Origin of the sequence: Paenibacillus sp., from assembly GCF_048976745.1 — a bacterium.
Classification (GTDB): Bacteria; Bacillota; Bacilli; order Paenibacillales; family Paenibacillaceae; genus Paenibacillus.
The window spans coordinates 411,133-437,929 of the sequence record NZ_JBHGUU010000006.1; the positions used below are offsets into that span (position 1 = coordinate 411,133).

Here is a 26,797-nt window from a genome sequence, read left to right on the forward strand (position 1 = left end):
ATGTACATACGGATATTATATGTATCAATAATAATATCCATATTTTTGAACGTTGATATCTGTCCCAATACAGCCAATAAGGTTTCCATATTGAAAGGGGATAATAAATTGTTTAAGAGAAATAGAAAGATGATCATGCTTCTAATTACGGTGATGGTCATGTCCATCTGGTTGGCAGCGTGTGGTACGAAGACGGCAGAGAACGGAGCAGCAGGAGAAAACAATACAACAACGGAGACAGAGACACAAACAGAAGCCGCTACAGAGCGCACGTTAACAGATGCTATGGGACATGAAGTAACCATCCCGGCTAATCCTGAGCGTATTATCGCGTCTTATCTGGAAGACCATCTCGTTACACTGGGTGTTAAGCCAGCAGCACAGTGGTCCATTAACAATGGCAGTGGTTTGCAGGCTTATCTGCAAAAAGATCTGAATGGCATACCTGGCATTGCAAGTGATCTACCTTTTGAAGCGATGGCCAGTTTCTCCCCAGACCTGATTATTATAGGCTCTCAAAGTATGGTTGAAGGGGAGAAATACGAACAGTATAGCAAAATTGCTCCTACTTATGTCCTTGGAGATGAGGTTAATAACGATTGGCGTCAGGCTCTGCTCAAGATTGGTGAAATTCTGAACAAATCGGATTTAGCGCAGAAGGCCATTGACGATTATGACGCCAAGGCAAAGGAAGTTAAAGAAAAAGTAAATGCTGTTACTGAAGGAACAAAATCGGCCGCAGCGTTGTGGTTATTTAATAACAAGTTTTATGTTGTAAGCAACCATGTTTCCAGTGGTGAAGTGATGTATAATGAACTTGGACTTGCAGAGCCTAATGCCGTGAAGGAAGCATCCGCGAAGGCAACGGGTAACTGGTCTGAGATTTCGTTGGAGAAGATCGCGGAAATGGACGCAGATTATTTATTCCTGGTAAACAGTGATAGAGGGGCAGGCTCAGAAGCGTTGCAAGATGCCGTATGGCAGAGCATCCCAGCTGTGAAGACAGGTAATGTGTTCGAATTTGAAAGTACAAGCAGTTGGTTGTACAGTGGTGTTCAGGCAAATACGCAAATTCTGCAAGATATCCAAAGCAGTATTGTGAAGTAACACCAAAACATATACGAAAACGGTGGTTTAAACGCTTTGATGCCATGAGCATCAAAGCGTTTTTTGTTTTTTGAACAGATATGGATATATAATAACGAGAGAGTAGCGTAAGTGAACCATGTTTAATCTAACATGAGCAGGGAAGGGGATATTTACATATGTATACATTGGATCCACGTGAAATAACGGGAAGAGACAATTATAAACTGATGAGTGGTTCGGTGGTGCCACGTCCTATAGCTTTTGTGACGACACGTTCAGAAGAGCATGGTGTGATCAATGCAGCGCCTTTCAGTTTCTTTAATGTGGTTAGTTCGGACCCACCGCTGTTATCCATATCCATTGCACGTAAAGACGGCATGATGAAAGATACTGCACGTAATGTGCTTGCTCATAAAGAACTGGTCGTACATATATGTGATGAAGCGATCATAACAGAAGTGAATGAGACAGCAGCGATACTTGAACCCCACGAAAGTGAGCTTGAGCGGACGAAACTGACTACAGTGCCAAGTACAAAGGTCACCGTGCCAGGAATAAAAGAAGCTCTTATTCGGATGGAGTGTGAGCTGTATCAGCACATTCCCATCACGAATGATGATGGTAAACCGGTGAGTGACCTGCTGCTGGTACGCATTGTGCAGTATCATTTCAGCGAAAAAGTCTATAATCCGGATAAAGGCTATATCCTCATGGATCATTTGAAACCAGTCAGCCGACTGGCAGGTAATGATTATGCCAAGCTTGGGGAGAGATTCACGGTGATTCGACCTGAATAGTTCTGACAGAACGAATATGTAATATATGAATGGGTCTAACCCTGCAGCAAAGGCGGACAGCACGTGCGAAACTCGCATATGTGGTCCGCCTTTGCTTGTGATGTGAACATAAACGGGACAGGTAGTGAATAGACTTGTACTATATCATGCACATATGTCATATGAACCTATTTATATATAGGTTGTTTTAAATAACCACTTTTGATTATGAAGGATGCCTAGCGGCATTATCAGCATCGAATATGGAATTCAGCCGAAATGTCCGTTGCTCGCGTAGTTTTCCCTACGCTCCGTTACTCCATTACTAGTTTCATCCCATCTTCTCGGTACTGAAAACTGAACTTTTTTAAACACGTACTATAAGGAGGTTAAGCCGATGAACCAGCTTGAGGCAACTACAGGGGCAAGTATTATGGGAATAGGAACGGCGTGGCCTGCCCATCGTATTGAGCAAAAGGATGTGTCTGCCCGTCTTGCACAGGCGCTGGAACATGAGCCAGATGCGAGAAGGTGGGCCAAACGAATCTTTAATCAGTGTGGTGTGGAGACTCGATATACGTGTGAACCGAATCTACTTGAGCCTGTGGATTCTTGCCGATATTTGCCCTTCACTAGTAAGGAGGAGGTTCCGACTACATCCGAGCGTATGGGCAAATACAAAGCTGCTGCTGTTCCACTTGGTCTGGAAGCGGCCGGAAAGGCTCTTCAGGATGCAGATATAACCTCCTCGGAAATTACACATCTCATTACGGTGAGTTGCACGGGGCAATTCCTGCCGGGACTTGATGTTCGGCTGATCCAGCAGCTTGAACTGTCACCGCAGATCAACCGGATTCCACTGGTGTTTCAAGGATGTGCGGCCGGTCTGAAGGCGATCCAACTGGCCAATTCCATTGTAACGACAGATCAGAAGGCTACGGTTCTCATTGTATGTGTGGAGCTGTGCACACTTCACTTCCAACCATCTGCCAAACGGGACGACCTGTATGCTGCATCGTTCTTCGGTGACGGTGCCTCTGCCTGTGTTATTGGTGCGTCCGGCACAGACCGCAATGAATGTTTCCGACTAGGCAGTGGGCACTCCACGCTGCTGCCGGATTGTGCTGAAGAAATGATCTGGGAAGTGGGCAATACAGGCTTTGACCTCTACCTGTCACCACAGATTCCGAAGCTGCTTGGTTTGCATCTCGGTCCAGAGGTGGAACGGTTGCTGGAGGGGAGCAGTTTACCGGAAATATGGGCGATCCATCCGGGAGGCAGAGGTATTGTGGATGCCGTTCAGAAGCTGTATCAGTTGACAGATGAACAGGTCTCCTACAGCCGGAACATCCTGCGGGATTATGGGAACCTGTCGTCTGTGACGATTCTTTTTGTTCTTCAAGCCATCCGGGAGGATTACAGACAGAACGAAGATCCTTCCAGCGGGATAGCGCTGGCCTTTGGCCCGGGACTGACAGCAGAATTACTTCCTTTTACATACATCCCTGCCCGCATAGCGAACAGAACACCTGTGAATCATGGTATCCAATAGTTCGAAAATCAAGTCACGGAATGGCCAATTTGATCGCAGAGGAGCTTAGGTATGGCTTATCGCAGACTTGCTGCCTTCATCAGCCGATATCCGCGGTTCATTATTCTCTGCTGGGTATTTATCATCGGGATGTCAGCGGTCTGGGCGTGGAGGTTGCCTGACATTGTCCAGGATCACGGATTGAAACGAGTTCACGGGGAGGCGCAAGCGGTTGAGCTTGTTCTGGAGGACGAATTCGGTTCTCCTGCTAATCCGGTTATTCTGGTTTTTGAGAAAAAGGAAAATACCTCGCCGTTAGCGTTCCGGCAGTGGATCAGGGATCGTCTGACACAGGTTCAAGTGTTGCCTGCGGTAACCTCTATTACGTCCCCTCTGGATCCTAGCAACAGGGGAATGCTGCAAGACAACAGGGCATATGTCCTGGTGAAAATGGATGCACCTCCGCATCAGATGGGTCCTCCGCTTGAGCAGTTGCGCGCTGTGCTGGAAACAGACGGTCCAGGTACGATCCAGTTGACAGGAAAGGATGTCGTGCAGCAGGATGTCAATCATCTGAGCTTTCGTGACTTGGAACGGGCAGAGATGGTGGGCCTGCCGATAGCCCTAATCGTTTTGTACTTTGCATTCAGGGGGCTATATGCTGCATGGATTGCTGTTATGATGGGCATTAGTGCAGTGATTACCGCTATGGGAGCCACAACTCTCCTTGGTTATCATCTGGAATTGTCCAACTTTATCATCAACGTGATTCCCATGGTGGGCATGGCACTGAGTATAGACTTTGCCCTGATCATCCTGAGCAGGTACAGGGAGGAAGTTCAGCGGGCCTATGAAGATGGAGGCGCAGCTAATGTTCGGGGCAGAAGCCCGGATATGCAGAGCGAGATTCTTTTGCGAACGTTACGTACAGCAGGCAGAGCAGTGTTATTCTCGGCAGCTTGTGTGCTCCTTGGGCTGCTGGGTCTGCTCTGGATCAGACTGCCGATGTTTCTGAGTGTCTCCTTGGGGGCCATTATTGTTCTGTTTGTATCGTTACTGTTAAATGTTACGCTGCTGCCTGCTCTGCTGTCACTGTCTGCGGATCGGGTCATCAGACGAAAGTCAGTTCATTCGTTACCCAGACGCTCGGTCTGGCATCGATGGTCAGCAATGATCATGAAACGACCAGTCCGCATGGCAATTGGAGGTACCGTTGCGCTGCTTCTGTGTGTCTATCCAGTCACCAGGCTGGAATTGTCCGTTCCGGATGCTTCTTCATTGCCAGAGAGAATGGAGTCCCGTCAGGCAGCAGAGCAGTTGCAACATGATTTGGGGCAAAAAAATACCTCCACCATCGAGATGGTGATTGGCGGACAGCAGGAACGGTTGACTGCCTCTCATTGGCAGATGGCATACAACAAAACACGTCAGCTTCTACAGGACTCGAACGTATGGAGCATTGTTTCACCATGGGGCCTATTACAGCCAGATCAAAATGGCTTGCCAAACATGTTTGGAATTCCACCGTCGTCGCTCACTTCTTTTACAGTAGACCAAGAATCAACAAGGGCGGCATGGGTTCGTTCAACGGTCTCTGATCATTCCATTCGATTGATTGCCACCGTGGACGGGGAGCCTGGTTCGGAACAGGTGGCAGAATGGCTGGAGCGAATGAGGAAGAGCGATTATACACTGGGTTCCACCAACGTAAAACTGCGTTATGGCGGGGAAGCTGCCAAGCAGGTTGAAATCATGCAGGAAGTCACAAGTCACCTGCCCAAAGTGCTGGTATTTGTAGTAGTATCGAATTATCTTGTGTTACTGGCTGCATTCCGATCGCTGCTCATTCCAATCAAAGCCATTGTGATGAATCTGCTTAGCTTAGCGGCTTCATTTGGCATATTGGTATGGGTGTTTAATGAAGGACATCTGGGGATGGAGCCGTCAGCCATTGCCATTATGATTCCTGTATTCATTGCAGGATTGGTCTTTGGCATATCCATGGATTATGGTGTGTTTATGTTGAGCCGTATTCAGGAAGTGTATAGACGAACCGGAGACAGTGATGTGGCAGTCCAACAGGGTTTGGCTTCTACAGGTCGTCTGGTTACCTCCGCAGCAGCAATACTGCTTGCGGTGACCGTACCGTTTGCTTTTGCTGAAGTCGCAGGTGTGAGGCAGTTAGGGATCGGGATCACGGCTGCGGTGTTGATTGACGTTACGTTGATCCGGTTAATACTTGTACCTGCGTTGATGAAATTAATGGGCAGGTGGAACTGGTGGCTGCCGGGTCAGATAAAATGAAGGGTATTTCCGTAACCTGTCTTCAGGTTGGAGATATCCTTTTTGGCTAGAAATCGTGTGATTCTATTCAAAACAGGCAAACATGTTCAATTCATGGCTGACCTAGATGTTCTATAATGGATGGGATTAATTCCATATGACAGTCTTTCATCTACGTTAACCTATGAAAAACAGGAGGGACACAGGCCCATGTCGGATATTGAAGCCTATTTACAACAACAAACGAATCTCCGTGGTCGTTCCGCGTATCATGCAGATCAACCCCTCGAATTATGGCGCAGTCAGTTACGTATTCGCATGAAAGAACGGCTGGGCGGTTTTCCTGCCATGGTAGCAGCACTGAACCCTGTCTTATTGGAGCGCATTACATGTGACGGATATATTCGGGAGCGGATTGACATCACAACCTATGCAGGACTGCGCATGCCTGTGTATTTATTAATTCCAGGTGAGGGTAGCGTTACCGATACTAAGAGACCTGCTATCATTGCTTGTCATGGACATGGCTACGGTAGTCGAGAGATATCGGGCATGGAACCGGATGGGTCACCACGGACAGGAGAGCCCGGATTACACAAGGATTTTGCAGTAGCTCTTGTGAAGCGTGGATATGTGGTTGCGGCTCCAGAGATGCTTGGGTTTGGTGATCGAAGACTGAAAGAGGACCGTGATGCGCCACCAGGGGTAAGTTCCTGTACGAAGATTGCCGCGCATCTGCTCATGGTGGGGAAGACCCTCGCCGGGCATCGGGTATATGAAACAACACGAGTACTGGATTATATATCAACACGACCTGAAGTGGACTCAGAGCGAATCGGAAGCATGGGTATCTCGGGCGGCGGTCTGGTGACCGCATTTACAGCCGCGTTGGATGAACGGTTCCGTGCAGCTGTAGTAAGTGGTTATGCAAATACATTTCAGGGCAGCATATTGGATCGGAACCATTGTCTGGACAACTATGTGCCAGGTATCCTGCGTGAAGCGGAGTTGCCGGATCTCATCGGCTTGATTGTGCCTAGACCACTCTTTATTGAAGCCGGAAGTGATGACCTGGTGTTCCCGATCCATGCAGCGAGAGAGGCGTATGCGCGTTTGACACACATATATGACCAGGCGGGAGCATCAGAATCACTGGATGCGGATTTCTTTACAGGTGGACATGAGATTAGTGGAGCGAAGGCCTATGACTGGCTTGATCAAGTTCTGTGAAGTGGTGGAGCATGCACCAATTTAATATGGATTTGAGAGGAGAGTTCATTGATGAAATGGTCAACATCGGTAAAGTTTTTGCTATGTCTTGTTCTGTTTGCAAGTACGATGGGCATCGGCCTGGGAAGCAGTGGAGGGCAAGTCGCTGAGGCAGCAACGGACAATTACAGATTTGATTTTGGTTCGGGTCCGGTTGAGAGCGGTTACACAGGCGTTTCTGCGGGAGATGCCTACACGGCTACCAAAGGGTACGGGTTCAATACACCTGCCAATATGCGAAATGTGTCTGCCTCTGGAAGCGGAGTGATGAGTGACGCCGTACAGTTTCTGACATTTGGCACGAAGAGCACCAATACCTTTAATGTGAACCTGTCCAATGGCCTATATGAGGTCAAAGTGGTTCTGGGCAATACAGCCAGAGCAAGTGTAGCGGCAGAAGGGGTGTACCAGATCATTAATATGACGGGCAACGGGGCGACGGATCAATTTCAAATTCCGATAACCGACGGGCAACTAAATCTGCTGGTTACGGAAGGAAAGGAAGGCACCGCGTTTACACTCAGTGCACTCGAGATCCGGAAGTTATCCAATCAGACCGTAACCAACCGCACCATCTACATTGGTGGTGACTCAACGGTTTGCAATTACTATCCGCTTGGTAGCAGTGTACAAGGGGGTTGGGGACAGCTGTTGCCGTCTTATGTGAACAACGCTACCTTCCAGGTTCGGAATATGGCATCAAGTGGTCAGTTTGCAAGAGGATTCCGCGATGATGGTCAGATGGAGGCCATTCTCAAGTATATCAAGCCGGGAGATTATTTTATTTTGCAATTCGGTATTAACGATACCAATGCCAAGAACAATACAACGGAGGCGCAGTTCAAAGAGATTATGCGGGATATGGTGCGCCAGGCGAAGAACAAAGGAGCAACGGTCATTCTCTCCACACCTCAGGGCCGGGCAACAGACTTTAATACAGCCAATGTGCATCAAGCGGAGAACCGCTGGTACAACCAATCAACCCGTGCACTGGCTCAGGAAGAGGGGGTCACCCTGGTTGAGTTGAATAAATTGAGTTCGGCTTATTTCACATCCATTGGTCCGGCGGCAACACTCGCTCTGTATATGACAGGGGATAGTCTGCATCCGAATCGTCAAGGCGCTGCCGAGCTGGCTCGCATTGTGGCTGCGGATTTGAGAAGACAGGGACTGAATGGATTCTGACGCACTTTATCGTGCTTCTAATCATGGCTGATATGATCCGTGTATGAAAAAAATACCCCCGGAACAAACCGCGAAACGGGCGGCTGATCCTCGGGGGTATTCGTTATGCCCAGGCTGGGAATTACTCCATCATGTCCTTGGCTTCATGGTTCACTTTTTTACCTTTTAACAAGGGTTCCAGTTCATCTTGAACGCTCTGTTCCCACAGCGGTACATCTGTGCGATAGGCAGCCCGTCCGTTCAGATGTCCGGCGACCGGAGCCGTGATGAATACAAACAGGATACCTAACAACAAGCGGGCACTGATATAGTTATCGAAGTACCAGAAGTAGAAAAACGTAGCGCTTAGTACACAGAAGACTCCTAGTGTCATACTTTTGGTTGCGGCATGGGCTCGCAGATATACATCAGGCAGGCGAATAAGTCCGAACGCACTGAGGGCACTAAGTAATGCACCAAGCAGTACGAGTAAACCTATAGCTGTTTCAGCGGCTACTTTAACGATCTCCATCATTTTTGAATACCGCCCCCCGTTCAATATAACGTGCAAATGCCACCGTACTTAGAAAAGCGAGAATGCCAATCAACAAGATGATATCCAGATAGGCTTGGGTTTGCAGCATCATCGACAGAACGGCGACGATGGCAATTACATTGATACCGATGGTATCCAATGCTGTGATCCGATCAGCCATGGATGGTCCCCGAAGCACCCTGTACAAGCAACCTAGTATGGCTAAGGAGAGGATGAGCAAGGAGATGAACAACAGTGAGGATAACATTAACGTGTCACCTCCATAATTGCTTTTTCGAATGTATTTTGAATATCATCTCTCATTTTCTGTTCATCCTTGATATCGAGTGCGTGGATAAACAGTTTGCGTTGATTACCTGAGATCTCAAGTGGCAGAGAACCTGGTGTTAATGAAATAAGCAGACAGAGCAGGGTGACCTCCCAATCTGAGGACAATTGAGTTTTATACGTAAAAATACCGGGCCTTATGTCGAGCTTAGGCTTGATAATCTGGCGTATAACCTCAATACTGGCACGCACCAATTCCTTGAACAATAGATTAACCAGTTTAATGATGGCCCAGACTCGCACAATATAGAAACGCTGGGGGAAGAATCTGCGCATCCCCCCGATGAGAAGCAGTCCGAGCAGGTAACCTATGAGAAAACCAACACCATTCCAGGCGTTATTCAGAAACATCCATACAAAGGCAATGATAAGATTCAGTACAATCTGAAAGGCCATAGACATCTACTCCTTCAATACGGCATCAATATAAATATTGGGATGCAGTAGAATATCGCCTGCGCGGGAGGTCAATTGGAACATGCCTTCAGCCCCCACACCCATTACGATGATGAAAACAAACAGAATTCCGGCAGGGATCAGCAGGCCGTTCACCGCGTAAGGGCGTCTTGCAACCCCGGCAGGGGGTTCGCCCCAGAACGCTTGTATGAAGATGCGTAGTACCGAATATAACATCAACAAGCTCGAAAGTACCGCAATGCCGGTCAGACCATACAAGCCTGCCTGCAAGCCGCCTTCAAAAAGAAGCAACTTCCCCGGAAAACCACTGAATGGCGGTAAGCCTGCCAGAGCAAGTGCGCTAATGAAGAACATCCAGCCGAGCAGTGGATAACGATGGATCAACCCGCCCATGTTGTCGAGCTTGGATGTTCCGGCAACAGCGATCAAGGCACCGCCGAGCAGGAAGAGCAATGTTTTGATCAACATGTCATGCAGCATGTAGAAGAGCAGACCTTCCAGTGCAGGGCGACTGGCCGAAGCCATACCAAAAGCGACAAAACCTACACCTGCGACCACGTTATAGATGAGAATTTTGTTCACATCGCGGTATGAGATCGCACCGATGACACCAAGGACCATCGTTGCACCAGCCATCCATCCGATCAGTGTATGGAAGAAATCAGGATCATGATAGAAGATCAGTGTGAATGTTCGCACAATGGCGTACAAGCCAACCTTGGTGAGCAATCCTGCGAACAATGCAGTGACAACAGCAGGTGGTGCCGCATAAGAGCCCGACAGCCAGAAGAACAGGAACAGTCCGGCCTTGATGCTAAATACGATCAGGAAGAGAACGGCAATTAAGGTAATGACCCCACTCTGTCCCACTTCAGCAATTTTCACGGATAAATCTGCCATGTTCAGTGTGCCAGTAATGGAGTAGAGGAAGCCAATGGAAGCGACAAACAGTGCTGAGGAAACGATGTTAATCAAGACATATTTGATCGTTTCCCGAAGCTGTCTTTCCGTACCTCCCAATACGATCAGTGCGTATGAAGAGATCAGCATCAGTTCAAAGCAAACAAATAGGTTGAACAAATCTCCGGTTAAGAATGAACCGTTAACTCCTGCGATCAGAAAATGAAAGAACGGATAGAAGTGATGTTCTTCTCTCTCCTTGTTTACACTGCGGAATGCATACAGCAGACAAGCCAGCGCAATGATGGATGCAGCAACAACAAGCAATGCAGACACCATGTCAGCAACAAGCACAATACCATAAGGAGGTGCCCAACCGCCCATATTCAGCGTTAGAACTCCAGTTTGAGTCACACGAGTAATGAGTATTGTTGAGACCGCTGCTGTAAACAAAAGTCCGATGACACTAATGATTCGCTGGATATTTGTTTTCCGGAAAAAGAGCAAAGTCAGAACGCCTGTAATCAAAGGCAACAGAATCGGCAGAACGACAAGATTATTCATATGGGCGCCCCCTTACTTCTTCCATATCGTCTGTTTTCAGCTTCAGATAAGAACGATATGAGAGAACAAAGAAGAACGCAGTGAGTCCAAAATTAATAACAATTGAAGTTAGTATCAAAGCCTGAGGAAGTGGATCGACATAACGTTCAGCCATCTCCCCAAGCAGTGGTGGTGCCCCAGTTTTGAGACGTGACATGGTGATCAAGAGCAGATGCACGCCATGGGTTAGTATAGACATGCCAAGTACGATGCGGAGCAGGCTCCGCGACAAGATTAAAAAGACGGCAACCGCAAACAGAATGCCAACGGCTACACACATCAATATTTCCATATCAGCGATCCTCCCCGATCTGTAGAATGATGGTCATGGTGACACCCAGGACAGCGAGATACACGCCAAGATCAAACAGCATGGCCGTGGCGAGTTCTGTCTCTCCCAGCAAAGGAAGTTCGAAATAGCCGAAGGTTTGACTTAGGAACGGGACTCCGAAAATAAATGAACCCGCACCCGTAAGTAACGCTATACCCAATCCGATCCCTGTGAGAACACGGAAGTCAACGGGTAACGCTTTGCGTATTGTATCGGTACTGAATGCGAGGGCAATCAACACAAGCGCTGCCGCTGTTACCAAGCCGCCGATGAAACCTCCGCCCGGATTGTGGTGTCCTGCAAAGAACAGGTGCATGGCAAACGTCAGAATGATGAACACAACGACCTTAGTGGTCGTTTGCAGCAATACATCATTACTCTGCAAGGGGACGGTATCCCACGAGGATGAGCTGCGTTCCCGGTTACCATACTTTTTCGTATTGTCCGCTTCATCATCCAGCGCAGGTTCGGATTCCTGGCTTTCGTCCTTCTTACGGAACTTCAAGCGGGCTCCGAGATCTTTTGCTTCAAGGTTCAGATTAATCATGGAGTAGATGGATAACGAAGCAACACCAAGTACCATAATCTCCAATAACGTATCGAAGCCACGGAAATCTACCAATAACACGTTCACAACATTTTTACCACCAGCCGAGTCATACGCTTCTTGAAGGAAGAAGGTAGAGATGCTGTCCAGTGATGCTGTTCCGCTTGCAGCTAATGCAACAAAGGTCATCACAACACCGACTGCAATCGCTACGATCATATTTACCGTGAGATAACTGCGGCTTGATTTGCCACGTTGAAGCTCCGGCAGATGATAGAAGCAGAGCAGGAACAATGCAACAGATACCGTCTCAACAATCATCTGTGTCAACGCCAGATCCGGCGCCCGGAACAGAACAAATAGCAGGGTTACGATGTAACCAACCGCTCCGGTCATAATGACTGCCGACAGCCTGTTCTTGGCAAAAGGAATCGAAACCGCAGCACCGATGAGCGTGACGAGCAGAACGACCTCATAAAATGAGAAGGGTGCATTGCCCTGCAGATTCCAGGTAATATTTTCTCCTGAACGGAAGAAAGCGTAGACCAGCAAGGCAACCGTGAATGAAAAAATGTAAACGAGATAACTACGAACCGAACCATTCATATAGGCTTCCGTCCATTTGCGTGCATAATGCTGAAGATTATCGAGTACGACATGGTACATATTGTTAATCGTTAATCCTTGTGGATAATGCTCATAAATATTCCTCCATCGTGGCAACAGCTTGTAGAGCGTGATTCCGAGAATCACAACTCCGATCGTCATGATCAGTTCCGGAGTCCATCCATGCCACAGGGAGAAATGTACATCGAAGCGCTCATTCCCATTTAAGAGGGATGGAAGCACAGCGGCCATTGCCGGTTCAATCAGTGATCCAGCCAGCAGATTCGGGAAGAGTCCGAATACAATGACAAGAACACCTAGAACAACGGGCGGAATGATCATAACAGCGGGCGCTTCGTGCAGCTTCTCGGCAGGGATCTCGCTTTGGCTACGACCGAGGAATGTTTTGAACACGATAATAAGCGCATAGATCAGGGTAAACACACTTGCAAGCCAAGCGAATACCGGCAGTAGAACACTCCAGGACCCAAGTCCAAAGATTCGCAGATGCGTGACTTCGACCATTGCCTGGAAGAATAACTCCTTGCTCAGGAATCCGTTGAAAGGCGGAATACCCGCCATGGCAAGTGATCCAATCAATGCTACGGTGAATGTAATTGGCATGAATGGAGCAAGTCCACCGAGTTTTCGAATGTCACGTGTACCCGTTTCATGATCAACTATCCCTACGACCATGAAGAGAGCGGCCTTGAAGGTCGCATGGTTAAACAGGTGAAGCAGCGCAGCGGTTATTGCTACCGTGTACATCGCAGAGGATTCGCCATATCCGAAGTAGAGAGCAGCAGATCCAACCCCTAAGAGGGACATGATCAGACCAAGTTGAGAGATGGTCGAATAGGCGAGAATCGCTTTGAGATCGTTTTTTTTCACTGCCAGGAATGATCCATAACACAAAGTCAGCAGACCAACGCCGGTAACGAGCCAGAACCAGAGTCCCTGTCCACCGAAGATCGGTGTAAAGCGGGCCACAACGTACAGTCCGGCCTTGACCATGGTGGCTGAGTGCAGATAGGCACTGACAGGTGTCGGGGCTTCCATGGCATCCGGCAACCAGATATGGAACGGGAATTGGGCTGACTTGGTGAAAGCCCCGATCAGGATTAAGACAAGGGCTGGGAGGAATAGTGCACTTTCCTGAAACTGTCCCAGACCTGTAATGGTTGCACGAATACTGAACGTTCCGGTAATGAGATACATCATCATGAATCCGGTAAGCATGGCGAAACCGCCAAATACCGTAATCAGGAAGGACTTTTGTGCTCCAGAAGTCGAGGCTTTACGTTTGTAATGAAATGCAATCAACAGGAATGACGTGATGCTGGTCAATTCCCAGAATCCGTAGAGCACGATCATATTATCAGACAGCACGACGCCCAACATGGCTCCCATGAACATCAACAGATACAGGTAGAAGCGGTTTAGCGCTTCTTTCATATCCATGTAGAAGATGGAGTAGAGAACAACGAGGACACCGATTCCGGTGATTAGCAGTGTCAGCATGAGGCTCAGACCATCCAGATACAGGTTGAACCCAATATCCAGTGAAGGAATCCATGGGATATTTCCGGATAAGGTATTGCGCTTTGACACAGCGGGTATGAGACTCCCAAAGTATACAAATAATAGTGCCGGGATAAGGAGAACCGGCCATCCCAAGTGTAATTTACGGAATAAACGATGCAGCATGGCAAGGAGAATGCCAGCGGCAAAAGGCAGAATAACAGCAACATGAAGCAGGCTCAACATTACACCCCCAATGTTTAGTATTTCGACTACTCTCTCTGTGACATACAGGCGCATAATCCTCAAAGGATATGCTTGCTCTCTATATTCATAACCCAAGTATGTATATACAGAATCGTGTCTATTCTTTGAATGGAAGAAACACGGTGAAGATTTCAGTAATAATTGTATGGGTATGTATAATAAAAAAACACACAAGTTCCGATAAATATGAAAACGATTAGGGCGTGTCTGAAACTCCGAAGAAGCAGATTTTGCCGAATTTTCGTTCCAAGCCAGGAAGTTTTCCGCAGGCGTGCCGGGGCACGTCAAGGGAAAGTGACGCAGCAGGGGGCGAAAAGGCGGTAAAAGATGCACTTCAGCGAGTTTTGAGACACGTCCGAGGTGACATTCCGTGTACCCTTTGCAGCATAGTTATGTTGAAAAGCAAGATGGTTTCACCGTGTAATGGAGGAAATGATGTCATTCAAGATCAGAACTGTGCTTACTGTCATCTTCGCTGTGTTATCCCTGCTGGTTACCTTGACGATTGCATCTGTTTTTAGTAAAAAGTCATTTGTTGCTGTAGAGACAGAGATTGGTCATTCACTTACAGGTACGGCCTCACAAGCTTCTGACAAACTGGATCGGTTTATGTCCGCGCGCGCAGGTGAGCTGGATCTGCTAGGCCGAATGGCTTCGTTGGAAGATGGATTCCAACCGGATGAGATTCAGATGTTGCTGGATCAGCTACAAGATAGCTTTCCCTCATTCTCATGGGTTGGATTCATGAACCCGAAGGGAGAAGTGTTAGCTGCGACAGATGGGATCTTGCTGGGGGAAAATTTATCAGAGCGACCTGTGTATCAGGAGGGGATCAAGGGTAAATTCATTGGAGATGTGCATAACGCAGTACTTCTCGCCAAGCTGCTGCCAAATCCAACGGGTGAGCCGTTGCAATTTGTCGATATCAGTTTTCCACTGAAGGATAGCAAAGGACATATTCAGGGTGTGCTTGCAGCGCATTTAAGCTGGGAATGGGCAAAGGAAGTCGAAGAATCCGTGCTTGCCCCATTGAAAAGAGAAGAAAAGGACATTGAGTTCTTTATCGTAAGCAAAAAGGAACGTACAGTGCTGCTGGGGCCGAAGGAATGGATCGGTAAACCATTGGCATTACCCGGCATTGAAGAGGCCCAGCGCAACAAAAGCAGCTGGTCCATTGAAGAGTGGCCAGATGGTAAGGAATATGTGACAGGGTTTGCCTACAGCCAGGGTCATCTGGATTATCCCGGATTAGGCTGGACTGTAGTCATTCGTCAAGTTAAGTCGACTGCTTTTGCTTCTGTGTTTGACCTGATGTGGTTTAATGTGTGGGCGGGACTTGCCGTTACTGTGCTGTTTGCACTGATTGGCTGGGTTGTCTCACGTCTGATCTCTGCCCCGCTTGTGCGTCTTACCAGAGTGGCCAACCGACTCCGGGCAGGGGAAGAGCTTGAAATTCCCGAGAATAAGGGGATTAAGGAGATTGAAGTGTTATCCCGTTCACTTCGTGATATGCTGACCTCTCTCATGAATAAAAACTCAGAGCTGGTCGTGATGCAGAATCTGGCGCATTTTGACCAGTTGACTAGTCTGCCGAATCGCACTGCCCTTGAAGTGTATCTGGAGGAGTCTCTGGAGACCGAAAGTGAAAATCACACGCTGACCTTTCTCTATCTGGATCTCGATGGATTCAAAAGTGTCAACGATACGCTTGGACATCAGGTTGGAGACGTTCTGTTACAGAAAGTGGCCCAGCGTCTGTCTGCTCTTGGTCAGGAAAAGGGGATAACGGTCCGTTTGGGCGGAGATGAATTCCTGATTGTACTTCAGTCGGTTGGAAGTCATCCGAGGGAAGAAGCCAGCACTTATGCAGAAGCCATCATTCAAAGTCTGAACAAGCCGTTTATCATTGAATACGAGCGAATTCGAATTGGATGTAGCATCGGAGGGGCTGAATATCCAACCAACAGCAACAACCCAAGTGAGATTATCCGGATGGCGGATGAAGCGTTGTATGAGTCCAAACGTGCAGGCAAGAACAGAATGACATTTTATTCGGAGTTGAAGCAGAATCATTAGCGTATAATAACATTAGCTGGGTTATCCCAATCACCTTTGTGCGTATCAGCGTATAGACAAGGAGGGGTGAAATGTCTAGTAAATATACATCGGTACCTTACGGTTATGAGCCACCTGCAGCCAGCCGTAAAGGCACACTGACTTTTTATGACTCGTTCGAACATGTGACGGATGAGCAACTCGAACGCGCTGCTGTAACAGTGGATAGTCGTTCATTCATACAGCTCGTGCTGTATCCTTTACACGAGAGTACGTTTAAGCGAATGAGCAAGGATACCATACAAGCATATTACAAAAGAGAAGACCGCCTGCATGATTGGCGGCGGGAACATCCAACTTCACGTATACGTGTGGAGGGGCTTGAGGGCAAGAGAAAGAAATATACGCCTGTAGATAGCGCACTGCGCCATATCACTGCGGAATACCCGGCTCCTCATTTCTTGTATATGACAACTGAAATGGCGAATATGTTTGCTTCGTTTGATTCCTTCAAGGATTGGATCAAAGAGCTGCGTCTAATCATTGACGGGCCATCAGGTGATCTTCACCCCAGGCTGGAGCAAAATCGTCACCGCTGGGAATGGGCGGAATGAGAACTTTAGACGTATGAAGAGGATCGGCTGCTGATCATATGCAAACCAAAAAAAGTTGTGTTGTACAAACCGGAATTCCGGTGTACAGCACAACTTTTTTATTTATGTTTTCTCTACGAAGGAGACGGAGTCAGATCAAGTGATGTTACGGTTTTATTTTTACCTGTTCGTTTGGCAGCATATAGACAGGCATCCACTTCCTCAAACAATTTGTCTTTACTTAGATGAGGATTGTAGCTTTTGAGACCGATACTCACCGTGATGGAAGCTCCTTCAAGTTCCAGATGACCCATCAGGGCAATCTTCTGACGAATCCTCTCCACTAAGGCATAGGCCTGCTTGAAAGATTGCTCAAACATCAATAAGGCGAACTCTTCGCCCCCGTACCGTGCTGCAATGTCACTTGAGGTAATGGTTTCCTGAATAATCAGGGACACTTTCTCCAGAATGATGTCTCCAACCCGATGACCATATGTATCATTAATGGATTTGAAGTCATCAATATCGATCAGGGCCAGATGCAGACTCATGCCACTGTTCGCATACTCAAATGCTTTTTCGTAATAATCCTTAAATGAGCTTTGATTATAAAGGTTAGTTAAACCATCAGTCTTGGACTGTTTGGTCATAATTGCATTTCGCACAATAAGGTCTTGCTTGGCGAGCATACTGGCCTGAAGATCGTCCAACACTTCAACGCCACTGGTTACGATAACCTGTGCTACATATGTACCTAAGATTAGAAAAGCAGGGATGGATACCATGTCAAATGAAGACAGGTACAACCGATAGGCCGGATCAAACAATACCAGAAGGTAACCAGCCATTTGCATCAGAAAGACAACCCAGACTCTCTTTTTATTGAAGAACAGCACCGAAGCGAAGATGGGCAACAGGCAGATGGCTAATATAATCCGAATGTCATAATTGACATGAATAATTGTCCAGGCGATAACCGTGCTGGCTATAGACATGGTGTAAAAGGAATATGAGCTGAAGCGCCGGTCAACCCAACTTGCGAACAAAATGCAAGAACTGCTGATGGCTGTAGGCCAGAACAGGACATTTATCAAGAAATCTTGTGGTGTGCGATCATAGACCAGAAACAGGAAACAGCCAACCTGAATGGCAAAATGTGCAAGGATGACAACCCAGTAGGCATGAAGCATTTTTTGAATCCATTTGGAATGCTTGAACTCGTATTCTGTGGGAATGTGGCTATTGTTTATATGGGAACTTTTCATATATCACCGCTGACTGCATCATAATGGTACGACAGAATAACTCTCGTATATGATGATTATAATTCACAATGAACAAAACGCAAATGATTATATTCAAACATGAGAACTAAGCTTACATTATGTTACCTGGAAAGACAGAAACTTTCCGAGAAGGGACATACAAATTTTGTTGAGAGCGTCATAGACTGTTAAAAGGCTCCGTTTCATAGGATTGTAATTCTTGCTGAAGGGGAGGTGAATTCCATTCCTCTTGTCGTTCGTTCTACCGTCAACGCTACGGGAGCGATTACGTTTACGGGTAATACGCTTGGACTGAGTCGTTCGGAAACAGCAGGGGTACCCGGAACACAGGACAGTATTGGAGCTTTTACCACAACCAACACCAGCGTCCAGTACGGCACCTATCCACTGGGAACCACAAGCTTGTACCAGAGTAACAGTTCCGCTGCCATCCTTGTTCTTCCTGCGGGAAGTACCGTTCTGTATGCGGAATTAATCTGGGGCGGAAGTTACATCAATGGTAATGTCAATCTGAGCTCAGCGATCAATAATCCGGTAACGTTCATCACCCCAGCAGGTTCATTCAGTGTTACACCTGACCCGCTGACATACAATCAGTTTGACCTAGGTAACAACGCCGCGGGTTATGTACGTTCAGCCAACGTGACGACACTTGTACAAAATGGGGGAGCAGGTACATATATCACCGGAGCAGTCGTGGGAACGATTGTGATTACGAATGATGCTACAGCCAATCATGCGGGGTGGACGCTTGGCGTTATTTATCAGAATCCCAACCTCCCTTTTCGCAACATGTCTTTGCGTGCAGGCGCCGTACTTGTGCAATCCACTTCACCACCGGTAGTTACCACACTGACAGGATTCGCAACCCCCCTCTCCGGTGCGCTCGGAGGAAGAGCACTGTTCAGTGCCCAGGAAGGTGATGCGAATCGTACAGGAGATCAGGCATTATTCGGGCCGACCTCTGCGACTTCAGTGGCCTTATCCGGGCCCAACAATCTGGCTGCGAACTTCTTTGCATCCCAAATCAATGGTGATACGGGAGCGCTTAACACAACGGGCACTTTCGGAACTCGAAATCAGACGAATGGTGCTCCGGGTTCCAACATTGTCGGCGGTCGTCAAGGCTGGGATATTACCAATGTGGATGTGTCTGCCAGGCTGATTAACAATCAATCCTCGGCCGTGCTTACGCTGACGACTTCAGGCGATGCGTACATTGTGAACGCTAATGCAATACAAGTTGATATCAATGCACCCAAGATTACAGTGGCAAAAGCTTCTGTGGCTACGGGAGCGGTTGCGGGAGATAGCGTCCTGTACACAGCAACCATTAGTAATGGAGGTACAGCCAGTGCTGCCAGCGTGGTATTGTCTGATACATTACCACCGGGTCTGACTTTCATTCCTGGCAGTGTCACGGTGGCCGGAGTGGCTCGCCCAACGCTGGATGTAACAGCGGGCATACCACTGGGTTCCTTAAATCTGAGTAGCAGTATTGTTGTGACCTATCGGGCACTGATCGGTCAAGACGCAAGAATCTTGCAATTGGTGAATTCGGCAAATGCAGCATTTACCTTTCAAAGCGTTGCGGGTGGTCCGGTTATCACAGGAGTCATTCCGTCAAATAATTCTACACTACCTGTGTATTCACCGAACCTGTCCATTGTGAAATCGGCAAGCACAACAAACGCTACGGTTGGCGATCAGGTGACGTACACACTTCAGGTGACAAATGGGGGAAACGTTGGAGCCAACGTTACCATCGCAGATAATATTCCAAGTGGCAGTACCTATGTTCCGGGGAGTTTCCGTGTGAACGGAACTGTCATCGCAGGTGCCAATCCGGCTACGGGTGTTAATTTGGGCAGCCTTGCAGCGGGAAGCTTAACCACGATAACCTTTCAAGTGCTGGTCACGAATCTTCCTACACCGCCTACGTTGGTGGATCAGGCTACGGCTTCCTATTCATTCCTTTCCCCTGACGGGCGAACCATAACAGGTACGCTAGCTTCAAACACACTGACGATTCCGGTAACCTTACCGAACGTATCCGTTGTGAAAAATACAACAGTAACAGACGTAGCTGTTGGAGAGACCTTTACGTATTCGGTGGTTACGACGAATGGTGGCATACAAACGATAAATAACGCCGTCTTAACCGATAGTCTTCCGGCGGGTCTAACTTTCGTACCTGGAAGTGTGGTTGTCAGGGGGGCCAGTGTAACGACAGCTAATCCGGCCAGTGGTATAGCCCTGGGTACATTAACAGCAGGAAGCTCCGCAACCGTCACATTTCAGGTTAATGTGCAGTCTTTGCCTACTGCGGGTTCGTTCGTTAATCGAGCGGTCGTATCTTATAGTTCAGGCGCGTTCACCGGAATCTCTAACTCAAATTCCATCACTACACCTGTATACCAGCCTGTGATTACAATCAATAAGTCGGCGAATGAGACCAATGCGACGTTGGGAGATCAGGTTGTGTATACACTGTTCGTGTCGAATAGCGGGAATATCGCAGCACAAGTGAACGTGACGGATACGATCCCAGCAGGACTCACGTTCATTCCTGATTCGGTAACCGTGAATGGAACCGCGCGTCCAGGGGTTAGTCCTTTAACCGGGATCACGCTGGGGAGTCTCCTGCCTGGCGGGAGCGCCACAGTATTATTTCGTACGTCACTGACGACGCTCCCAACTCCGCCAACATTGGAGAATCAGGGAACGGGAAATTATACGTACCAGCTCCCGAGTGGACGTAATCTGTCAGGAAGTGCGCAGTCCAATATCGTTCGTATTCCCGCTTCGGCACCGAACATATCCGTTGCGAAAACAGTCAATACAGCAAATGCCACTGTAGGAGATGTGCTTACTTATACGGTTGTAACTACAAATTCTGGCAGTGGGGCAGTTCAGAATCTGATTCTATCAGATACGCCTTCTGTCGGTTCTGAATTTGTATCCGGTAGTGTCACAATTAATGGTGCGGCTGCAAGAAATGCAAGTCCGGTTTCGGGCATTGCTTTGGGAACGTTGAACAGCTCCGGGAATGTAACCGTGACCTATCAGACAAGAGTGACCTCAGTTCCCGCTTCAGGTTCGGTCAGCAACCGGGCAAGTACAGCTTTTACGTCGGGCAGTTTTAATGGCGTCTCCTCATCTGTGACAGTAAATACGCCCGTATTTCAACCTGTTATTCAAGTAGTCAAATCGGCTAGCACAACGAGTCTAACTGTGGGGGACACCTTTAATTACACCATCCAGATTACGAATACAGGCAATATTGCAGCAACGGTTACGTTAACAGATCCGGTTCCTGCCGGTGCAATATTTAATACCAACAGTGTCATCATTAATGGCTCTCCTGTACCCGGCATCAGCCCAAACTCCGGCATCAGTCTGGGAGTACTGGCTGCGGGAACAAGCGCGACAGTCACTTTCCTTGCAACAGTCACAAGTCTGCCAGATGCAAGGCAGTTAATCAATCAAGCCCTTGCGTCCTATAGCTATGCTCTTCCAAGCGGTAGGAATATTTCAGGTTTTGCATCATCAAACACAATCACCATTCCCGTATCCCTGCCGAATGTAAGCATTGTAAACAGTGACAATGTAGATTACGCCGTATCTGGAGATGTCGTTCGATATACTTCAGTCATTCGTAACAACGGAACAGTAGCAGTGAACAACGTGGTATACGCGAACCCTCTTCCTTCGAACACCCCATTTATACCCGGAAGTGTCATTGTGAACGGGACGTCATTCCCGCTCTCCAATCCGACCGCCGGCATTCCAATCGGTACATTGGCCCCAGGGGCTGAGGTAACCGTAACTTTTGAGGTGAGGATAACTATGCCGATCCCTTCGCAGATTAACAATCAGTCGACGGTCAGTTTCACATCCGGTTCATTTTCGGGGTCATCATCGTCCAATACCACACAGACTCCGGTCATACAGCCACAGATTTCACTTGTCAAAACGGCGAATACAACTAATGCAACTGTAGGTGATACGGTAGTATATACCGTGACGGTCAGCAATGCCGGTAACCTGGAGGCCAATGTAACGGTGACCGATACCATTCCGGCTGCGACAACGATTGTTCCGAACAGCGTGGTGGTATCCGGTGTGCCACAGCCGGGAGCAACACCTGGAGAAGGTATACCAGTTGGTGTTGTAGCCGCTGGAGCGACAGCAGTTGTCACATTTGCCGTGGTCGTCAATTCGCTTCCATCGCCTCAGCAACTCAGCAATTTTGCAACGTCATCCTTTACATTTACGCCTCCTGATGGAAGGACGTTAACCGGGACAGCCACTTCAAATACACTGACATTTCCGGTCTCGTCGCCCAACGTTGCGGTGGTTAAAAGCACTTCATCAACTGCTGCTGCCGTTGGCGATACAGTCAGTTATTCCATTTTGATTACGAACAGCGGGATTGCACCGGTAAGCAATATTCAATTTTCCGATCCGATTCCGGCTGGGGCGACTTTCAACACAGGCAGTGTAACCGTGAATGGGGTAGTCCAACCTAATGCCAATCCGGCAGGTGGAATATCACTTGCTACACTGGGACCTGGTACATCCGCCACCGTGACGTTCAGTGTCAGGGTCAATGAGATTCCACCGGGAGGACAGTTGAGCAATCGTTCTACGGTCAGTTTTACCTCTGGAGCGTTCTCAAGCACGACGTTTTCCAATACCGTGGTCACTCCGGTGTATCAACCGATTCTTACAGCTCAAAAGACAGCAAGTACACAAAATGCCACTGTCGGGGATACCGTCAGCTATACGATAACCGTGAGTAATCAGGGGAACTATGGAGCACAAATCAATCTGACGGATAATCTGCCAGCCGGTACCATTCTTGTTCCAAATAGTGTCATTGTGAACGGTCAGCCGTTACCAGCCGCAAATCCGGCAACGGGTATTCCCTCAGGAAATGTGGCTGCCGGTGCTACAACTACGATTACGTTTTCCGTAGTTATTGATACATTGCCAACCCCGCAACAGCTCGTGAATCAGGCTTCGGTTGCGTTATCCTTTACATTGCCAGACGGGCGGAGTATTACAGGGACCGTGTTGTCCAATGTGCTTACCATTTCAGTTTCCGCACCGGATGTGGATGTGGTCAAATCCACGACATCTACAGCTGTCTCTGTCGGCGATACCGTGACGTACAGCATTGCCGTAACCAATAACGGAATTGCAAGTGTTAGCAATGTGATTTTTACAGATGCGGTGCCGGCAAGTACCCTTCTTACGGCAGGAAGTGTATCTGTTGACGGTGTTCTGCGCCCGGGTGCGAACCCTTCAACCGGCATAACCCTGGGGTCCATTGCACCGGGCGTAACCGTGACGGTTGTATTTAGCGTGCAGGTTACATCTCTTCCGGCAAGTGCCGTTTTGAACAACCAGTCAACTGTGAGCTTTACATCCGGTGCATTCTCTGCCACCACATTCTCCAACACGATTACAACACCGGTGTACCAACCTATTCTGGCTGCTGTCAAAACAGGAGATCAGGCTATAGCGACTGTCGGGGATACGGTGGTCTACAGCATTGCCATTACCAATACCGGAAACTACGGAGCATCTGTCACATTAACGGATACCATTCCGGCTGGAACGGAACTTGTACCGAATAGTGTCATTATTAATGGAGCTTCAGCACCAGGTGCTGATCCAGCTTCGGGTATTCCACTGGGGGTTGTCTCCACAACAACCACGGTTATATTCTCTGTTGTAATTGTGACATTACCTTTGAGTCAGTCCATCACCAATCAGGCTTCTGCGACATTTTCTTATACATTACCTGATGGAAGAACACTTGGAGGCACGATTACGTCCAACGCACTCAACATTCAAGTATCTGCTCCAGATGTCAGCGTTGTGAAGACCACCTCGGTCATTGACGCTGTGGTGGGTGACACGATCGTATACGAGATGGTTGTGAGCAATAACGGGATTGACCCGGTTAACAACATTGTGATCACAGATCCGATTAGCCCTGCTACCACATTTGTTACAGGCAGTGTTCTGGTGGACGGTGTCCCACGTGCCTTGGCCAACCCTGCGCTTGGCATTGCTCTGGGTACGCTGGCTCCGGGAGCTTCTGTTGCCGTTTCATATGCGGTTAGAGTCAATTCACTTCCAACACCACCACAAGTGAGCAGCCAATCTTCTGTAAGTTTCACATCTGGTGTTTTCTCTGGAGCTACGTATTCGAATATAGTTGTAACACCTATTTATCAGCCGATCGTGGCATTAAGCAAAACAGCCAGCACCTCTAACGCAACAATTGGTGACACCATCATCTATTCTTTCACCATCAACAATAGTGGGAATCTTGCAGCCAACTTGACCTTAACGGACAATATACCGGCTGGAGCTGTACTGCTTCCCAACAGTGTTCTGATTGATGGTGTTCCACAGCCAGGAGCCGACCCGGAATCAGGAATTGTGGTGGGTACGATACCGCCAGGTGGATCAGTGAATGTGACGGTTACACTTGAAGTTACGGTGGATTCATTGCCTCAGAATCAGCAGCTGATCAATCAGGCCACTGCCAACTATACCTTTAGTCCTCCGGATGGGCGTCTGTTGACTGGAAGCGTGTCTTCGAACGTGCTGGTGATTCCTGTATCTGCACCAAATGTTGTTGTTGCCAAAAGCACAAGTGCCATTGATGCAGTTGTTGGTGATGTAATCACCTATACGGTTGTTGTAACCAATAGCGGCATTGAAGTGGTGAATAATGTTGTCATGGTTGACCCTGTGCCGGCAGGAACGGTATTTGTAACGGGGAGTGTGACCGTAGATGGTGTAGCAAGACCTACCGGAAATCCAAATACAGGAATTACACTTGGTTCGATTGCTGCCGGTGCTTCCGTTACTGTTACATTCCGAGTAGAGGTCGTTGTGTTATGAGTCCTAATTCCGGTCCGTTGTCCCACTGGCTTCAGAATCAGTCGCTGGTTCGATTCAGCTCGGGTACGACTGAACTGGAACAGGTGGCGTATTCCAATACAGTGATTACTCCATGGGTCGGGCCTAGGCTGGAAGTGAAAAAGGAATGCAATGTAGCTATGGCTACCCTGGGGCAGTCCCTGACCTATATGATCGAGATTGTTAACACAGGCAATTGTACAGCTACTGTTCATGTCTTGGATTCTTTATCTGCCGAAACATCCCTTCTTCCCAATAGTGTATTACGTGATGGAATTCCACTACCGGGGGTATCACCGGAGCACGGTTTGCCTCCAGCAGAGATCGCGCCAGGAGCAACGTTGAGATATCATTTTCAAGTAGTGGTGTTGCGGATACCCACTGGCTTAAAGCTGCTCAATCAAGCCCAGATTAACTATGAATTTGGGACATCTGAAGGCAGGACAGTCAGAGGTGTGGAGATATCCAACACGGTGGAGGTGAGTATGGTCTCGTCCCGGCTTGAAGTCAGCCTGCAAGCCGAGCGGGGCCAAACATTCTCCGGGGATATTATCATGTACACCGTCATCGTGAGCAATCCGGGTTTTATTACAGCGACGGGTGCTCAGGTAACGATCTCTTGGCCACAAGGTATTGTTTTTATACCTGCCAGTGTCATAGTAGATGAGATGTTTGCGCCACAAGTGACGCCTGATACGGGCATAGAACTTGGAGAGATTTTGCCCGGAAGCTCCGTTAGGGTACAATATCGGGTTCAGGTTATAGGGGGAAGCGATGCAAACGGAATATCAAGTGTAGCTGTACTGACGTATATCTCGGCAGGGCAGCAGGAGACGGTCTACTCGAATCAAGTTACCTTGGAAGTGATACAGCCCCAGATCTCTGTGGTGAAAAGTGTGCTTCCGGTAACGGCCACATGGGGGGATACCGTCCAATATAATATTACCGTCTCTAATGCAAGCAGTTATGCGGTGGATGGAACCCTCCTGGATGTATTGCCAACAGGTGTGTCATTTGTAGAAGGCAGTCTGGGCTGGAATGGGGTTAAACGTCCCGGAACCAATCTGACTAAAGGGCTTAATCTGGGGACGTTGACTGCCCGGTCTAATCTGAATATTCAGTTCGAAGCGAAACTTGCAGAACGAGATGAATCGATGCCTGATGATTACAGGTATGTGAATCATGCTAGCCTGAGATATACATTTCGCTTGCCGGATTCACGGTCAGTACAGCGGATGATTACATCCAATGGAGCTGTGGTTGAACTAAAAGCACCGATAATTCAGGCTTATGTTCAAGTGACACCCACATTGGTCGAGCAGGGAGGCACCGTCACTTTTCAGGTACGTGTGGTGAATACGGGTAATGTGCCGGCACGCGTGCAGTTGGGGGGCATTTTGCCTGAGGGCTCCAGATGGCTTGGGCAAGCTGCGGGTCAGATCCAATGGGATATTCCGGAGTATTCCGCGCCCAGGGTTCTACATGTGGGTGAGATTGAGCCTGGAACGGAAATGAACATCTCCTATGTCGTGCAGTTAGCTTCTGAAAAGACGGGAACGCTGCAAGGCGCCTTGATTGCCAGGTACACATATGAATGGAATGGACAAAAACAGGCAGGCGAATCCCGATCGAATGAGTACAGCATTATTGTAGAGTATGGAGAAGAATAGGGGGTAACGCGGTTTAAGGTAACTTGCCTGAGGAATTTGCTGATTCTTGGATGCCATGACA

General features: G+C 48.2%; 17 protein-coding genes. 10 read left to right on the top strand and 7 right to left on the bottom strand.

The window, feature by feature from the left end; all coding sequences use genetic code 11:
* Window positions 1-129 precede the first annotated feature (129 nt).
* The 6 genes from ACE3K2_RS08770 (at window position 130) to ACE3K2_RS08795 (ending at window position 8,133) form a co-directional block, all read left to right on the top strand.
* The gene (locus ACE3K2_RS08770) at window positions 130-1,107 is read left to right on the top strand and encodes an iron-hydroxamate ABC transporter substrate-binding protein (protein ID WP_421888972.1); all 978 of its coding nucleotides are present in this window, start codon (window positions 130-132) and stop codon (window positions 1,105-1,107) included.
* A gap of 158 nt (window positions 1,108-1,265) precedes the next feature.
* Window positions 1,266-1,886, top strand: coding sequence for a flavin reductase family protein (locus ACE3K2_RS08775; protein WP_421888974.1), 621 nt, complete (start codon window positions 1,266-1,268; stop codon window positions 1,884-1,886).
* A gap of 376 nt (window positions 1,887-2,262) precedes the next feature.
* A complete protein-coding gene (locus tag ACE3K2_RS08780) occupies window positions 2,263-3,417 on the top strand; it encodes a type III polyketide synthase (RefSeq protein WP_421888976.1) in 1,155 nt (384 codons plus the stop codon).
* Between the two features lie 51 nt (window positions 3,418-3,468).
* Window positions 3,469-5,700 (top strand): MMPL family transporter, encoded by a 2,232-nt coding sequence (locus tag ACE3K2_RS08785; RefSeq protein ID WP_421888978.1) that lies wholly within the window; start codon window positions 3,469-3,471, stop codon window positions 5,698-5,700.
* 189 nt (window positions 5,701-5,889) lie between these two features.
* On the top strand, window positions 5,890-6,909 hold the full coding sequence (locus tag ACE3K2_RS08790) for a dienelactone hydrolase family protein (RefSeq protein WP_421888980.1): 1,020 nt from the start codon (window positions 5,890-5,892) through the stop codon (window positions 6,907-6,909).
* A 108-nt stretch (window positions 6,910-7,017) separates the two neighbouring features.
* On the top strand, window positions 7,018-8,133 hold the full coding sequence (locus ACE3K2_RS08795; RefSeq protein WP_421891105.1) for a rhamnogalacturonan acetylesterase: 1,116 nt from the start codon (window positions 7,018-7,020) through the stop codon (window positions 8,131-8,133).
* Window positions 8,134-8,254: 121 nt separating this feature from the next.
* Here the strand turns inward: ACE3K2_RS08795 and mnhG are convergent, their stop codons facing one another.
* From mnhG to ACE3K2_RS08825, 6 genes are read right to left on the bottom strand one after another with little or no spacing between them, the layout of a single operon-like run.
* Window positions 8,255-8,647, bottom strand: coding sequence for a monovalent cation/H(+) antiporter subunit G (mnhG, locus tag ACE3K2_RS08800; protein ID WP_017688856.1), 393 nt, complete (start codon window positions 8,645-8,647; stop codon window positions 8,255-8,257).
* Window positions 8,631-8,915 (bottom strand): Na(+)/H(+) antiporter subunit F1, encoded by a 285-nt coding sequence (locus ACE3K2_RS08805; protein WP_017688855.1) that lies wholly within the window; start codon window positions 8,913-8,915, stop codon window positions 8,631-8,633. Before ACE3K2_RS08805 ends, mnhG begins: the two co-directional genes overlap by 17 nt.
* Window positions 8,915-9,391: a Na+/H+ antiporter subunit E gene (locus ACE3K2_RS08810; RefSeq protein ID WP_421888982.1), complete on the bottom strand. Its 477-nt coding sequence runs from the start codon at window positions 9,389-9,391 to the stop codon at window positions 8,915-8,917. Before ACE3K2_RS08810 ends, ACE3K2_RS08805 begins: the two co-directional genes overlap by 1 nt.
* 6 nt (window positions 9,392-9,397) lie before the next feature.
* On the bottom strand, window positions 9,398-10,876 hold the full coding sequence (locus ACE3K2_RS08815) for a Na+/H+ antiporter subunit D (RefSeq protein ID WP_421888984.1): 1,479 nt from the start codon (window positions 10,874-10,876) through the stop codon (window positions 9,398-9,400).
* Window positions 10,869-11,207 carry a Na(+)/H(+) antiporter subunit C gene (locus ACE3K2_RS08820; RefSeq protein WP_036670645.1) on the bottom strand — a complete coding sequence of 113 codons (339 nt, stop codon included), beginning with the start codon at window positions 11,205-11,207 and terminating at the stop codon, window positions 10,869-10,871. Before ACE3K2_RS08820 ends, ACE3K2_RS08815 begins: the two co-directional genes overlap by 8 nt.
* A 1-nt stretch (window position 11,208) precedes the next feature.
* Complete coding sequence (locus ACE3K2_RS08825; RefSeq protein ID WP_421891108.1) at window positions 11,209-14,163, bottom strand: Na+/H+ antiporter subunit A; 2,955 nt, start codon at window positions 14,161-14,163, stop codon at window positions 11,209-11,211.
* A 456-nt stretch (window positions 14,164-14,619) separates the two neighbouring features.
* Here ACE3K2_RS08825 and ACE3K2_RS08830 point away from each other — a divergent pair, with 456 nt between their 5' ends.
* Together ACE3K2_RS08830 and ACE3K2_RS08835 are read left to right on the top strand one after the other, a co-directional pair.
* The gene (locus ACE3K2_RS08830; RefSeq protein WP_421888986.1) at window positions 14,620-16,263 is read left to right on the top strand and encodes a sensor domain-containing diguanylate cyclase; all 1,644 of its coding nucleotides are present in this window, start codon (window positions 14,620-14,622) and stop codon (window positions 16,261-16,263) included.
* A gap of 71 nt (window positions 16,264-16,334) precedes the next feature.
* Window positions 16,335-16,856 (top strand): hypothetical protein, encoded by a 522-nt coding sequence (locus tag ACE3K2_RS08835; protein WP_421888988.1) that lies wholly within the window; start codon window positions 16,335-16,337, stop codon window positions 16,854-16,856.
* Between the two features lie 113 nt (window positions 16,857-16,969).
* Here ACE3K2_RS08835 and ACE3K2_RS08840 read toward each other — a convergent pair whose 3' ends face one another.
* Complete coding sequence (locus tag ACE3K2_RS08840) at window positions 16,970-18,025, bottom strand: GGDEF domain-containing protein (RefSeq protein WP_421888990.1); 1,056 nt, start codon at window positions 18,023-18,025, stop codon at window positions 16,970-16,972.
* 309 nt (window positions 18,026-18,334) lie between these two features.
* Between ACE3K2_RS08840 and ACE3K2_RS08845 the strand changes: the two genes are divergently transcribed.
* Window positions 18,335-25,048, top strand: a complete 6,714-nt coding sequence (locus ACE3K2_RS08845; protein ID WP_421888992.1) for a DUF7507 domain-containing protein — start codon at window positions 18,335-18,337, stop codon at window positions 25,046-25,048.
* The gene (locus tag ACE3K2_RS08850) at window positions 25,045-26,736 is read left to right on the top strand and encodes a hypothetical protein (RefSeq protein WP_421888994.1); all 1,692 of its coding nucleotides are present in this window, start codon (window positions 25,045-25,047) and stop codon (window positions 26,734-26,736) included. The genes ACE3K2_RS08845 and ACE3K2_RS08850 overlap by 4 nt, the downstream gene beginning before the upstream one ends.
* Window positions 26,737-26,797: the final 61 nt, after the last annotated feature.

What these genes read in the sequence shown, in the direction of transcription:
- ACE3K2_RS08795 (WP_421891105.1), top strand. Translation starts at nt 7,018, where the DNA reads ATGGGCATCGGCCTGGGAAGCAGTGGAGGGCAAGTCGCTGAGGCAGCA.
- ACE3K2_RS08790 (WP_421888980.1), top strand. Translation starts at nt 5,890, where the DNA reads ATGTCGGATATTGAAGCCTATTTACAACAACAAACGAATCTCCGTGGT.
- ACE3K2_RS08770 (WP_421888972.1), top strand. Translation starts at nt 130, where the DNA reads ATGATCATGCTTCTAATTACGGTGATGGTCATGTCCATCTGGTTGGCA.
- ACE3K2_RS08850 (WP_421888994.1), top strand. Translation starts at nt 25,045, where the DNA reads ATGAGTCCTAATTCCGGTCCGTTGTCCCACTGGCTTCAGAATCAGTCG.
- ACE3K2_RS08820 (WP_036670645.1), bottom strand. Translation starts at nt 11,207, where the DNA reads ATGGAAATATTGATGTGTGTAGCCGTTGGCATTCTGTTTGCGGTTGCC.
- ACE3K2_RS08830 (WP_421888986.1), top strand. Translation starts at nt 14,620, where the DNA reads ATGATGTCATTCAAGATCAGAACTGTGCTTACTGTCATCTTCGCTGTG.
- ACE3K2_RS08810 (WP_421888982.1), bottom strand. Translation starts at nt 9,391, where the DNA reads ATGGCCTTTCAGATTGTACTGAATCTTATCATTGCCTTTGTATGGATG.
- ACE3K2_RS08805 (WP_017688855.1), bottom strand. Translation starts at nt 8,915, where the DNA reads ATGTTATCCTCACTGTTGTTCATCTCCTTGCTCATCCTCTCCTTAGCC.
- ACE3K2_RS08835 (WP_421888988.1), top strand. Translation starts at nt 16,335, where the DNA reads ATGTCTAGTAAATATACATCGGTACCTTACGGTTATGAGCCACCTGCA.
- ACE3K2_RS08780 (WP_421888976.1), top strand. Translation starts at nt 2,263, where the DNA reads ATGAACCAGCTTGAGGCAACTACAGGGGCAAGTATTATGGGAATAGGA.
- ACE3K2_RS08785 (WP_421888978.1), top strand. Translation starts at nt 3,469, where the DNA reads ATGGCTTATCGCAGACTTGCTGCCTTCATCAGCCGATATCCGCGGTTC.
- ACE3K2_RS08815 (WP_421888984.1), bottom strand. Translation starts at nt 10,876, where the DNA reads ATGAATAATCTTGTCGTTCTGCCGATTCTGTTGCCTTTGATTACAGGC.
- ACE3K2_RS08840 (WP_421888990.1), bottom strand. Translation starts at nt 18,025, where the DNA reads ATGCTTCATGCCTACTGGGTTGTCATCCTTGCACATTTTGCCATTCAG.
- mnhG (WP_017688856.1), bottom strand. Translation starts at nt 8,647, where the DNA reads ATGATGGAGATCGTTAAAGTAGCCGCTGAAACAGCTATAGGTTTACTC.
- ACE3K2_RS08775 (WP_421888974.1), top strand. Translation starts at nt 1,266, where the DNA reads ATGTATACATTGGATCCACGTGAAATAACGGGAAGAGACAATTATAAA.